The 12152-nt window shown below is 72.5% G+C and carries 12 protein-coding genes; 5 read left to right on the top strand and 7 right to left on the bottom strand.

Annotated features, from left to right (window positions below; translation table 11 throughout):
* The first annotated feature begins 93 nt into the window (after positions 1–93).
* A complete protein-coding gene (locus tag AB0M46_RS03250; RefSeq protein ID WP_363332607.1) occupies positions 94–1029 on the top strand; it encodes a DUF3152 domain-containing protein in 936 nt (311 codons plus the stop codon).
* On the opposite strand, the gene AB0M46_RS03245 is transcribed toward AB0M46_RS03250, so the two are convergent.
* Both AB0M46_RS03245 and AB0M46_RS03240 read right to left on the bottom strand, forming a co-directional pair.
* Positions 1019–2020 carry a GNAT family N-acetyltransferase gene (locus AB0M46_RS03245; RefSeq protein ID WP_363332606.1) on the bottom strand — a complete coding sequence of 334 codons (1002 nt, stop codon included), beginning with the start codon at positions 2018–2020 and terminating at the stop codon, positions 1019–1021. The two genes, AB0M46_RS03250 and AB0M46_RS03245, sit on opposite strands and share 11 nt — an antisense overlap.
* Positions 2021–2085: 65 nt before the next feature.
* On the bottom strand, positions 2086–3198 hold the full coding sequence (locus AB0M46_RS03240) for a lytic murein transglycosylase (RefSeq protein WP_363332605.1): 1113 nt from the start codon (positions 3196–3198) through the stop codon (positions 2086–2088).
* Positions 3199–3253: 55 nt separating this feature from the next.
* Here AB0M46_RS03240 and AB0M46_RS03235 point away from each other — a divergent pair, with 55 nt between their 5' ends.
* Positions 3254–3463 carry a zinc ribbon domain-containing protein gene (locus tag AB0M46_RS03235; RefSeq protein WP_363332603.1) on the top strand — a complete coding sequence of 70 codons (210 nt, stop codon included), beginning with the start codon at positions 3254–3256 and terminating at the stop codon, positions 3461–3463.
* A 283-nt stretch (positions 3464–3746) separates the two neighbouring features.
* Entirely contained in the window at positions 3747–6467 is a 2721-nt protein-coding gene (locus AB0M46_RS03230; RefSeq protein WP_363332602.1) for an adenylate/guanylate cyclase domain-containing protein, read from the top strand.
* Between the two features lie 421 nt (positions 6468–6888).
* On the opposite strand, the gene AB0M46_RS03225 is transcribed toward AB0M46_RS03230, so the two are convergent.
* From AB0M46_RS03225 to AB0M46_RS03210, 4 genes are read right to left on the bottom strand one after another with little or no spacing between them, the layout of a single operon-like run.
* A complete protein-coding gene (locus AB0M46_RS03225; RefSeq protein ID WP_363332601.1) occupies positions 6889–7446 on the bottom strand; it encodes a hypothetical protein in 558 nt (185 codons plus the stop codon).
* Between the two features lie 24 nt (positions 7447–7470).
* On the bottom strand, positions 7471–8040 hold the full coding sequence (locus AB0M46_RS03220) for a DNA-3-methyladenine glycosylase I (protein ID WP_363332600.1): 570 nt from the start codon (positions 8038–8040) through the stop codon (positions 7471–7473).
* A 38-nt stretch (positions 8041–8078) separates the two neighbouring features.
* A complete protein-coding gene (locus AB0M46_RS03215) occupies positions 8079–8564 on the bottom strand; it encodes an SRPBCC family protein (protein ID WP_363332599.1) in 486 nt (161 codons plus the stop codon).
* Positions 8561–9115: a DivIVA domain-containing protein gene (locus tag AB0M46_RS03210; RefSeq protein WP_363332597.1), complete on the bottom strand. Its 555-nt coding sequence runs from the start codon at positions 9113–9115 to the stop codon at positions 8561–8563. Before AB0M46_RS03210 ends, AB0M46_RS03215 begins: the two co-directional genes overlap by 4 nt.
* Before the next feature lie 76 nt (positions 9116–9191).
* Between AB0M46_RS03210 and folP the strand changes: the two genes are divergently transcribed.
* On the top strand, positions 9192–10052 hold the full coding sequence (gene folP / locus AB0M46_RS03205; RefSeq protein WP_363332596.1) for a dihydropteroate synthase: 861 nt from the start codon (positions 9192–9194) through the stop codon (positions 10050–10052).
* Between the two features lie 62 nt (positions 10053–10114).
* Here folP and AB0M46_RS03200 read toward each other — a convergent pair whose 3' ends face one another.
* The gene (locus tag AB0M46_RS03200; protein WP_363332595.1) at positions 10115–10504 is read right to left on the bottom strand and encodes an NADH-quinone oxidoreductase subunit A; all 390 of its coding nucleotides are present in this window, start codon (positions 10502–10504) and stop codon (positions 10115–10117) included.
* A 149-nt stretch (positions 10505–10653) separates the two neighbouring features.
* On the opposite strand from AB0M46_RS03200, the gene AB0M46_RS03195 reads away from it, so the two are divergent.
* Positions 10654–12111 carry a hypothetical protein gene (locus AB0M46_RS03195; protein WP_363332594.1) on the top strand — a complete coding sequence of 486 codons (1458 nt, stop codon included), beginning with the start codon at positions 10654–10656 and terminating at the stop codon, positions 12109–12111.
* The last annotated feature ends 41 nt before the right edge of the window (positions 12112–12152 follow it).

Here is a 12152-nt window from a genome sequence, read left to right as displayed (position 1 = left end):
CATAGACGCGCGGCACCCCATGCCGGGTTTACACGCAGTGAGCAAGTCGACGGGGGCCAACATCACCTGCCGCTTTCCCCTAGGCTCGGCCGGGTGCTGGGGACTCGGGTGGGGAAAGTACTGCTCATCGGCGTTTTGCTGACCGGTCTGGCCGGGGTGGCAGGCTGCGGCAAGGACGGGTCGCCGCCGGCGGATCTGGGCATCGGCGCGCCGTCGAGCGGCGACCCGTTCCCGGTCGGCCAGCTCGAGGGCGACGACAGCGGGCTGGCGCCCGCGTCGCACTCGCCGGCACCATCCGCATCGAAGAAGCCGAGCGCCAAGCCGTCGGTGAAGAACGTGAAGCCCGGCGGCGACACCGGCGGAGGCAAGGTCAACACCAACGACGGCGTGCCCAACCTGGGCAGCGGCACGTTCAGCAAGGCCGACGGCGAGACCGGCGTGGTCGGTTCGACCGACGCGGCGACGCTGGTCAAGTACCAGGTCGAGATCGAGAACGGCATCCAGTGGGGCAACAACCCGGTCTGGACGACCAGCTCGCTGGCCGCCGAGGTGGACCGGGCGATCGCCGCGCCGAAGGGCTGGACGATGTCCGGCGACCACCCGGTCACCTACAACTCCGGGCAGACCCACATCAACGGGGCCAGCTGGAAGTTCCAGCGGGTCAGCGACGGCAACTACAACGTCGTGCTGCGGCTGGCCACCCCGGGGACCGTCGACAAGCTGTGCAAGTCGGTCGGGGTCACCACGCAGGGGATCTATTCGTGCCGGTACGGCAAGACGATCCTGCTGAACCTGCGCCGCTGGCTCAAGGGCATCGACGGCTTCCCGGCCGGCATCGACTTCCACGGCATGACCGTGCTGCACGAGATGGGCCACTTCCTGGGCTTCGACCACATGAAGTGCCCGGGCGGCGGCCAGGTCGCGCCGGTCATGCAGACGCAGACCATCGCGCTGAACGGCTGCACGCCCAACTCGTACCCGTTCACGTCGGACGGCACCTTCGTGCAGGGGCCCTGGGCTAGCTCTTGAGGCGGCGCAGGAGGTCGACGACGTCGGCCTCGTACTCGCGCCACTCGCGGTCGGGCCGGAACCCCAGCTCGGCGTTGACCTGCAGCAGGGGCTCGTTCTCCAGCGCGTTCCAGGTCTGCACGTCAAGCAGGTCGGGCTCGGCCGCGCGCAGCTCGAACAGCATCCGCGCCTTGATCGCGCGGCTGATGCCGTAGCCGCGGTGGCTCGGCACCTCGATGGTGTCGTACTGGTCGGCGCGGGTGGGCCGCTGCGCCGGCACGACCACCTCGGTGAGCCCGGCGATCGTCTCGCTCTGCTCGTGCACGGCCAGCACGATGTACGGCTTCAGGCCGCGGGCGTGCAGCGTGCGCAGGCTGGCCGCCAGCCGGTCGGCGTCGTAGGAGCTGGGCCGCAGCTCGAGGTCCTCGACCACGGCGGCGCGGGCCGCCTCCTTGGCCGCGGCGTAGCCGGCGTACAGCTCCGGCGGCGGGCCGCCGGGGTAGTACTCGATGCGGTAGCCCGCACCGATGCCGGCGGCCATCTCGCCCAGCCGCAGCCAGTCCACGCCGGACAGGTCGAGCAGGTTGCGCATCTCGATGAAGGCGCACTCGAAGCCGTTGTCCTCGAAGAACTTCACGCTCGGGGTGTCGCCGATGACCTCGACGCCGACCGACTCGAAGCCCTCCTCGGCGGCCCGCCGCGCGACGGCGCCCAGCAGCGCGTCCCCGACCCGGCTGTGCCGCGCGCCGGGGACCACGGAGAGCTCGAGGACGCCGATCTCCTCCAGGGCGAGCAGGCTCGCGTGCCCGAGCACCTCACCCGATTCGGAGGTTGCCAGCCACGAGGTGCGCCGCTCGCCCGGCATGGTGACGGCGAGGTACTCCCGGAACATCGACTCGCGCCACGGCGGGTCCTCGGGCACGTCGACCGTCACGATCTCGTTGAGCGCCCGCAGCACCGCTTCGAGCTCGGCCGCGGGCGCGGCCCCTGGGTCCCACTCGCGCACCTGCACGCCCTAAGCCTGCCCTTTGTTGTGGCTGAGCGGAAGTACCAGGGCGCAGAGCGTGGCATTGATCGTCAGTTCTGGTGATCGCGCCGGCCGTAGTCGTTGGTGGCGTTGAAGACGGCCGCGCGGTACTGCTCGGGGACGTTGTAGGCGTGGATCGCCGCGTTCCACCCCTCCAGGGTGGCCAGGTCGCGCCCGTCGGCGCACAGGTACGCGGCCGCGGTCAGCGCGGCGTCGTAGATGTTGTTGATGTCGCTGACCCCGTCGCCGTCGGCGTCCAGGCCGAACTGCTTCCAGGTCGACGGCAGGAACTGCATCGGCCCGACGGCCCGGTCCCAGGTCCGGTCGTTGTCCAGGGCGCCCTGGTCGGTGTCGGGGACCGCCTGGCGGTTGTTCTGCCCGTCCAGCGGCGGGCCGACGATAGGCGGGACCGAGCGGCCGTCGTCCTGCAGGACCGAGCCGTTGGTCTGGCCGTGGTCGGACTCGACCTTGCCGATGCCGGCCAGCGTGGTCCAGGTGAGGTGACACTTCGGGATGGTCCGGGCGGTGACCGCCTCGGCGTAGCCGTAGGCCTGCAGGGCCACCACCGGGATGCCCAGCTTGACCGAGCGGGCGCCGGCCCAGCCGCCGTAGATGTCGGCGGGCCGCTGGTGGGTGCCGGCCGGCGGGCTGTAGCTGCCCGAGCCGGACGGCGTCGGGTCCGACGGCTGCGGCGCCTCGCCGGTGGCCGGGGCGCCGGTCGCGGGCGGCAGCCCGGCGGTGCCCTCGGGCGGCGCCGCGGAGCGGGTGGGGTCGGCCTGGGCCGAGGACGTCGCCGGGATCACCCATAAGCCGACCGAGCCGGCCGCGGCCAGCAGGCCGATGATGAGCACGGTGGGCAGCAGGAACCGCGTCCCGGGCCGGGCCATCGCCCGGCTCAGCCGCTCCCGCCGCGCCAGCCCGCCACCGGGCGACTCCAGCACGTCCTCCGGCGCCGCGTGTCTCGGCTGGTGCGGCGGCTTCGGCGCGGTGCGCTGGGCCGGGACCTGGGACGGATCCGGGGGATACATGTCCACGGGGATCCACCGCTCACCCGCGGGCTCCGGCACCGGGGGCCGCAGCGGCGCCGGACCGGGCCCCGCCACCGGCGCAGCGTCCACTGTGGTCGGTTGGTCGACCTTGGCCGCCTCGTCGTCGCTTGCCACGGGTCGAGTATTCCGCAATTCCCGGGTGCGTGTCACCGTGGCATAACCTGTGAAGATGCCACGCTACGAGTACCGCTGCCGGGCCTGCGGCGACACCTTCGAAGTGCAACGCCCAATGCGTGAAGCCAATGTGAAGACCGCCTGTCCGGCCGGCCACGACGACACCGTCAAGCTGCTGTCCACGATCGCCGTCGGCGGCGCGTCGGGCGGGGGAGCCCCGGCCGGTGGCGCCGGTGGCTGCTGCGGAGGGGCCTGCGGCTGCTGAACATTGTTACCGGTCGGTTTCGTGCCGCATTGGCAAATCGGCTTTGATGTTGTGGCCTGTCGTGCCACATCCGCTACCGGAGTGTTGTCGTTACGTCACGCGAAACCCACTTGAACTTTTCCCCCGCATCGTTGCTGAATCGTTGCTGACCAGCACGGACCGCCCCGGGTGCCGAGCCCGGGATCGACCTTGAGGGTTATCGTTGGGGGCCGTTTCTACGATGTGTGCGCCCTCGGGGTGGGGAATTATGGGGCACGCCTGAAAAGGGAGGCGGAGGTTTCACGTGTCGGGGCGGACGCACCTGCCCAGCGGGCTGGTGACATTCCTCTTCACTGACATCGAGGGCTCGACCCGCTTGGCCCAGATGCTCGGTGCGGGATACCGGCCGGTGCTGCACGAGCACCGGGAGGTGATTCGCCGCGCGCTGTCCAGAGCGGATGGTGTGGAACTGTTCACCGAGGGTGACTCGCTGTTCGTGGCCTTCGCTGACGCGGCCGCCGCCCTCACCGCCTGCGCCGAGGCCCAGCGCGCGCTCGCCGCGCACGAGTGGCCCAGCCCCGAGGCCCGCCCCAGGGTGCGGATGGGCCTGCACACCGGCTTCGCCGAGCCGTACGGCGGGGAGTACACCTCGCCCGAGGTGCACCGCGCCGCGCGGGTCGCCGCCGCCGCGCACGGCGGTCAGGTGCTCTGCTCGGCCGCCACCGCCGCCCAGGTCGGCCTCGGCCCGTCGTCCTCCCGCGGCGGCTTCCTGCTCGGCCCCGACACCTGCCTGCTCGACCTCGGCCTGCACCGGCTGCGCGGCTTCGACGGCTTCGAGCGGATCTTCCAGCTGGTCGCGCCCGGCCTCGACCGGCAGTTCCCGCGGCCGCGCACCATCGACGCGCCCGCGCACAACCTCCCCGTGCAGACCACCCGGTTCATCGGGCGGGCGGCCGAGCGGGCCGCCGTGCGCGACCTCATCGGCCGGCACCGCCTGGTCACCGTCGTCGGCGCCGGTGGGGCCGGCAAGACCCGGGTCGCGGTCGAGGCGGCCGGCGAGATCGTCGAGCGCTTCCGCGACGGCGTGTGGTTCGCCGACCTGAGCGCCGTGGCGACCGGGGACCTCGTCGATGTCAGCGTGGCCGCCGCCCTGGGCCTGCGCCCCGAGCCGGGCCGCGCGGTCGTGCAGACGATCGCCGACCACGTGCGCGACCGTCGCCTCCTCGTGCTCCTGGACACCTCCGACGCGCAGCTGCCGGCGGCCCGGCGGCTCGTCGCCCAGCTACTGGCGGCCGGCCCCGAGGTCGTGGTGCTCGCGACCAGCCGGGAGCCGCTAGGCCTGGCCGGCGAGGTGGTCTGGCGCATCCCGCCGCTGTCGGTCGAGGCGGCCGTCGGTGGCGGCTTCAGCGACGCGGTGGCCCTGCTGGTCGACCGGGCCTCGGCGGCCCGGGGTGGCCGGCCGGTCGAGCCGGGTGACATCGGGCACCTCACCCGGGTCGCCTCGGCGCTGGAAGGCCTGCCGCTCGCCCTGGAGCTGGCCGCCGCCCGCCTGCGCCTGCTCTCCGCGGCCCAGCTGGCCGACCGCATCGGCGACGTGCTGGGCATCCTGGACGCTGGCCTCTCCCGCATTTCGGACTTCTCCGACATACCTGATGTGCCGTCGGCCTCCCTGCGGCACCGGACCATGCAGGCGGCGGTGGGCTGGTCGTACCGCACCCTGGACCCGCGCTCGGCCCGCCTTCTGCGCTGGCTGTCGGTCTTCGCCAGCCCGGTCGACCTGCCGGCGATCGAGTGGCTGCACGATGGCGACCCGCTCGACCCCCTCGCCACCCTGGTCGACAAGTCCCTGCTGCAGGCCGAGGCCGGCGCCACCAACGCCACCTACCGCATGCTCGACCCGATCCGCGCCTACGCCGCCCGCCTGCTGGTCGAGGCCGGCGAGGAGGAGTCGGCCCGCGAGCGCCACGTCGCCTGGTGCCTGCAGACCGCCCACGACGCGTACCTCGATGCCGACGGCCGCCCGGTCACCCTGTCGCTGTACGCGCTGGATCCCCTGGCCGACGAGCTGCGCGCCGCCCTGAACTGGACCGTCACCCGCGGCAGCGCCCGGCAGGGCCTCGCCCTGGCCGGCGCCCTGGACCAGTGGTGGCGCGAGCGCGGCCTGGTCCGCGAGGGCCGCATGTGGCTGTTCCGGCTCTACGAGCGCATCAGCGCCACCGGCGAGCCCGTCCCGGACGCCGAGCTGGCGGCCGCCTACCACATGCACTCCCTCCACGCGGGCGCCGACGGCGAGACGGTGGAGGAGCTACGGTTCTCGCAGCGCGCCGAGTCGGCCGCGCGGAGGGCAGACGACCCAGGGCTGATCGCCCGCATCCTGTCCGCCCGCGGCGCCCCGCTGCTGGAGATGGGCCGCACCGAGGAGGCCGAGCGCCTCTGCCGCCACGTGATCGCGTGGGCGGACCTCCAGGACGTCTCCGGCGAGGCCCTCTTCGCTGTGTACGCCCTGGCCCAGCTCCTGTGGCGCCGGGGCGCCCTGGACGAGGCCGCCGACCTGCTGGCCAGCGCCCGCCCACTGGAGAACAGCCGCCCGGTGGAGCGCGGCCGCCGCACGGTCGACATGCTCCTGGGCATGGTCGCCCTCGCCAGGGGCGACCTGGTCGCGGCGCATGACCACCTGATCGTCGCCCTGCGCTCCCGCATGACCCACGGCTTCCACCTACGGGTCTGCGAGACCTTGAACGCGGTGGCCGTCCGCTGCGCCCTGGCCGACGACCTGGAGACGGCCGCCCGCCTGTTCGGCGCCGCCCAGGCCGCCCGCATCCGCCTGCGCTGCGCCATGGGCCCCTTCGGCCCGTACTGGACCGATCACCAGTCCGCCCTCCGCACGAGAATGGGCGACGTGTCCTTCGACGCCGCGTACGCGGCCGGGGGCGCCCTCGGCCTCGAGGAGTCGGTGGCCCTGGCCCTGACCATCGAGCACCCGGACCTGATGGCCGGCTCGATCCGCTTCTCCACGGTCGAGTAGCCCACCCACCTCGGCCCGCGCCGGGTCCAGCCCCTGTGCGGCTCGACCTGTCCGGGCAGAGGCGCTCAGCGCCGCCTCCCGCGCGGCGTTGACTCCGAGGCCGGCTGTATCGAGCCGGGGCCGTGCGCGGTTCGACCTGGCCCGCGCGCTCGGTCGGCTGCCCCTCGGCGCGGCTCCTGAGGCTGGCCGGCGCGGCGTCGAGCCCGCGGACGCCTCGGACCGCAGCCTGCCCCGCCTGCGCGATGTGGCGCCGGCCTACTGGGGGTGGGGCGGCGGCGGTCGGCCTTGTCCGAGGTCAACCCTCCCCGCGGGGCGCGGTCGCCTGCCGCGCGGCGCGGCCCCCTGAGGCCGCCAGTCGCGCCGCGCCAAGCGTGAGGGGCGCACCGTGCCTGGACGGGGTGGCGGTCGGCCTTGTCCGAGGTCAGTCCTCTTCGGGGTCCTGGTTGGCCTCGGCGCCGAGCACGTAGGCCTGCATCGCCAGCTCGTCGCCGGCCGGCCACACGAACGCGGGCAGCTCCGCCGGCCCGAGCTCCCGCACGAAGCTCCAGAAGGCCCGCACCGCCTCACCCGGCGAGGCGGCCTCGATCGGCAGGTCCACGCTCACCAGCCAGGTCCGCTTGCCCGTGGCCGGCCGCTCGACCTTGCCGGCGACCGCCAGATACGCGGCCTCGTCCACCCTCCGGGCGCCGACCGGCCCGGCGAGCCCACCGGCGGGGAGCGGCGCATCGAGGAGGTTCACCGTGTAGTGCAGCTTCCCGTCCGCGTCGGCCCGTGCGAGCCCGAACACGACCGCCGGCTCCTGCCCGGCTTCGCCACCCGGCGCGGTCTCGTCCCGGGCCGGTTCGTCGGAGGGGCTGGTCACGAGCAGGGCCTCGTCTCCGGCCGCGAGGCCTGTGCCCGGCACCGAGATCCCGCCGGCGCCGTACATCCGCTCAGCCTCGTACTGCTCCCGGGAGACCACCACCACCCACTTAGCCATGCCGTCATTGCATCACGAGGGCCGTCACAGCTCGACGAAACACCCCCTCACGTGATCGTTGACCATGCCGGTGGCCTGCATCAGGGCGTAGGCCGTCGTCGGGCCCACGAAGCGGAAGCCGCGGCGCTTCAGCTCCTTGGCCATGGCCTTGGACTCGGAGGTCACGGCCGGCACGGCGGTGAAGTCGGCCGGGCGCGGGCGCGGGCCGGTCGGGGCGAAGGACCACAGCAGGGCCGCGATCCCGCCCGGCAGCTCGGCCGCCGCCCGCGCGTTGGCGATGGCGGCCTCGATCTTGGCGCGGTTGCGGACGATGCCGGCGTCGGCCAGCAGGCGGTCCACGTCGGGCTCGCCGAAGGCGGCCACCTTCTCGATCTCGAAGCCGGCGAACGCGGTCCGGAAGGACGGGCGCTTGCGCAGGATGGTGATCCACGACAGCCCGGACTGGAAGGCCTCCAGCGTCATGCGCTCGTAGAGCCCGTTGTCGTCGCGGACCGGCCGGCCCCACTCGGTGTCGTGATACTCCAGGTAATCCGGGCTCGAGGCACCCCAGCCGCAGCGGGCCAGTCCGTCTTGCCCTACTACCACGTCGTTCATGCCAGGGAAGTTACTCCTGGGGTACGACAAAAATGCCGTCAGGCGAGCCGGCCCGACTCCACCAGGCGGGCGAAGCGCCGCAGCGCCCCCGTCAGCCCGGCCTTCGAGCCCGGCCAGAGCAGCGGCCAGGCCACCTTCCCGGCGGGCCCGGCCGGCAGGTGGAACCACTCGTGCCACACCACCTGGGTGCGATCGGTGCCGAGCGGGGTGCAGCGCAGTACACCCGGGCCCCGCAGCACCTTGCCGTAGTGCACCACGCGCACCTCGAACGGCGGGTCCACCTTGACCACGCGCATCAGGTCGCGCAGCGAAGCCGGGCCCACCTGGGTGACCGCCTCGATCTGGCTGCCCTCGCCGCCGTCGCCGGAGAGCACGCGGACCTTGGTGAACGGGATCCACTCGCCCTGGCGGGACCAGTCGGTGAGCGCGCTGAAGACCCGCTCGGCGGGCGCGGCCACGATCACCGTGGCCGTCACCTCGCCGGGTCCGGGCCGTTCCGCCTCGGCGAAATCGGAAGAACTCACTTCACCACCGGCGATGGGCGGCCCCACGTGTCGTCGGCGGAGGCGTCCCAGCCGGGGTCCGTGGACGACTTCTCGTCGAGGTCGATGTCGACCTTCTCGTCCTCTTCCGAAGCGGCGGCCTCTTCCGAAGCGGCGGCCTCGGAAGGCGAGTCGATCGCAGGGGAGGTCAAGGGGTCGGTGCTCGACGCGCCGGCGGCGGCCGCCTCGCGGGCGTCGCGCAGCGCGTCGGCGTCTTCCTTGCGCCCCTCGCGCAGTGCCTTGATCTCGGCCTCGAGGACTTGGATCAGCTCCTCTTTGTAGCCGATGTCGTAGCCGGCGCGGCGCAGTGCGGCGTCGACCTGGTTCATCCGGTAGCCCCGGATGACGGTGTCGAACCGGACCTGGTTGACGTCGCCCTCGACGAGCGGCCGCGATGATGGGAGCGGCACGGAGCGTCCGTCGGGCTCATGTCCTTCGATACCCGGGTCGTTATCCATGATCAACAGAGCCACGCCGAACCCGATGGCCCCGACAACCACAGCGGCGACCAACACCAGGAGGAACTCAGCCATAGGGGGAATCGTGGCACGCTGAGTACGCCTGGGCGAGCCCGGCACACCCATCTGAAAGAAACGCGGAGGTCATGCAATGTTTCGTCTGGGCGCCCGGCGGTTCGCCGACGGTGAGTACGCGGTGATGGCCATCATCAACCGGACCCCGGACTCCTTCTTCGACAAGGGTGCCACCTTCGCCGAGGACGCCGCCCTCCGTGCGGTCGAGGTGGCCGTCGCCGAGGGAGCGGACATCATCGACATCGGCGGGGTCAAGGCCGGGCCGGGCGAGACGGTCGACGCCGCCGAGGAACTGCGCCGGACCCTGCCCACGATCGAGAAGATCAGATCGATGTTCCCCGAGGTGGTGATCTCGATCGACACCTGGCGGGCGGAGGTGGCCCGGGAGGTCGTCGCGGCCGGGGCCGATCTCATCAACGACACGTGGGCCGGTGCTGACCCGGGCCTGGCCGAGGTGGCCGCCGAGACGGGGGCCGGTCTGGTCTGCTCGCACGCGGGGGGCCTGACCCCCCGCACCCGCCCGCACCGGGCGGCATTTCAAGACCCGGTGACCGATGTTGTACGGACCGTCACCGACCTCGCCGAACGAGCGATTGCCCTGGGTGTACGCCGGGACGGCATCCTGATCGACCCCGCCCACGACTTCGGCAAGAACACCCGCCACTCCCTCGCGATCACCAACCGCCTCGACGAGATGGTCGCCACAGGCTGGCCGGTCCTCGTGGCGCTGTCCAACAAGGACTTCATCGGCGAGACCCTCGACGTGCCGGTGGGGGAGCGGCTGGAGGGCACGCTGGCCGCGACGGCGGTCTCGGCGTGGCTGGGGGCGAGGGTCTTCCGCGCTCACCAGGTGCGGGCCACCCGCCGGGTGCTCGACACCGTCGCCGCCATCCGGGGGGAGCGCCAGCCGGCCGCCGTCCGGCGAGGTCTGGCCTGAGCCGTGCCGCATCCGCGAATCCGGACCTGCGTGAACTGTCCGGATTCGCGGGTTGCGGCCCGTCACGTCCAGCGCAGGATGTTCTTGCGCCACGCGTACAGAATGCCCAGGAACAGCACGGCGACGAAGATCGCCATCTCCACGACGGTCGCCCCGCCGTAACCCGGCGTGTCGAACACGACCGCCCATGGGAAGAGGAACACGCTCTCCACTGCGAACAGGGCGTACAGGTACGCGTACACGTAGTACCTGATCTGCGCCTGCGCCCAGTCCCCGCCGACCGGGTCGAGGCCGCACTCGTACGTCTCGTACTTCGGTGATGTGGCGTCCGCCCACTCGGCCGATCGGCGCGGTCCCAGCAGCCGGTTGGCCGTAAACGCGGCGACGAAAACCCCAGCGCCGAGCAGTAGAAGGAGCCCGAGCGTCGCATATCCGCCCAGATATCCACTCATGGCACGCACCGTACCCGCGTCATCACGATCTCCGACATGCCGAAAACCCGAATTTGTCTAGATAATCAGCCTCAGCTCGTTGTCGGACTGCAACCAAGCCAACGTCCGGCTAGCCGTTGAGACCAGATTCATCAGAAGGACACCCCCTTATGGAAGCACGCACGGGCCGCCGAAGCAGGTGGCGGCTGCGGGCCGGCTCCTTCGTGCTCTTGGCCACCGTCGGCTCCGTGCTCTTCGCCGGCGCCGCGCGCGCCGATCCGTCCGGCGGCGAGGACCCCAACAGCCCGACGCCCGTGGACACCTCGACCACCACGGAAGCGCCGACGCAGGGGCCGACGACCGAGGCCCCGCCGCCGCCCCCGACCACCACCCAGGCTCCTCCGCCGCCCCCGACCACGACCCAGGCCCCGCCGCCCGTGCACCGGTTCAAGATGACCGTGAGCACGGTGTCGCTCGGCGACGGGTACTGGCAGGGCGACGGCTCGGCGGAGCTGGTCATCTCGATCAAGAACACCGGCGAGAACGTCGGGCGGGAGCACATCGCCGGCTACTACGCGTTCCCCGCCGGATCGCAGGCGACCGGGGCGTACGGCACCGGCGGTTGCACCGTGGCCAACGGCTCGCTCAGCTTCGCCTGCACGCTCGGTGAGCAGGACCTGGGCCAGATCGTGGTGAAGGTCAACGTCGAGCAGGGCGCCTGGAAGACGATCACGACCGGCCTGGTCACCGCGGCGATCGGGCCGATGCAGCGCACGGCGCCGATCGCCTTCGCGTTCACCACCCCGCCCACCCCGGGCATCGAACTGGAGACGCAGGCCTCGGCGCTGCCGGCCGCGGCCTCGCCGCGGGACGAGACGAGCCAGTTGGGGGTCCGGCTGCGCAACACGGGCGCGAGCAAGGCGGCCGGTGCGGTCGAGGTGGTCACCCCGCCGGGCGTGCACCTCGTCACGTTCCCCTCGGCCTGCCGCTCGCACCGGCGCATCGCCGCCGACCGGGACCGCTGCGAGCTCGGCGACATCGCCCCCGGCAAGGAGGTCTCGGCCGTGTTCGGGCTCGTCGTGAGCGCCGCCGCGCGGGCCGAGCTGCCGCTGATCGGGACCGTGCACGCGTACCTGACGCCGCCCGGGCAGGACACCGTCGAGACCCGCTACGACTTCAAGATCACCGCACCGGCGCTGACCGGGGCGGATGCGCCGTTGCCCACCTCGGCGCCGGCCTCGCCCCCGCCGCAGCCGAGCCTCGGCGACCTGGGCCTGCACAGGCAGTCCGGCGACGGCGGCCAGATCTCCAGCCTGCCGTACATCGGGGGCATCGCCGGCCTGGTCCTCCTCGTCGGCGCGCTGGTGTTCTTCTCGCTGCGCCGCCGCGGCCGGCACGACGAGGAGGCGCTGCCCGCCGACGAGGTCGAGGACGTGGTGCTCGTGCCCGCCCCGCGGGCCGGGGACCTGCCGCCGGCCGTGGCCCTGACCCGCTCGCCGATCCCGCGCGCCCTGAACCTGCCCCGGCTGCCCAGCGGTCCGGTCGCCGGCTCGGGCTTCCGCGAGCCCGTCCGCCTGGACGGCAACGGTGACGAAGATCGCAAGGCGGACGATCGGCACGACGACTGAATCGTCACCATTTGTGTACGACGCACAACGGCCTGCGCCGC

The organism is Dactylosporangium sp. NPDC051485 (assembly GCF_040682015.1).
GTDB lineage: Bacteria > Actinomycetota > Actinomycetes > Mycobacteriales > Micromonosporaceae > Dactylosporangium.
The sequence above is the reverse complement of the archived record's forward strand: the minus strand, read 5'-3'. Positions and strand labels throughout refer to the sequence as shown.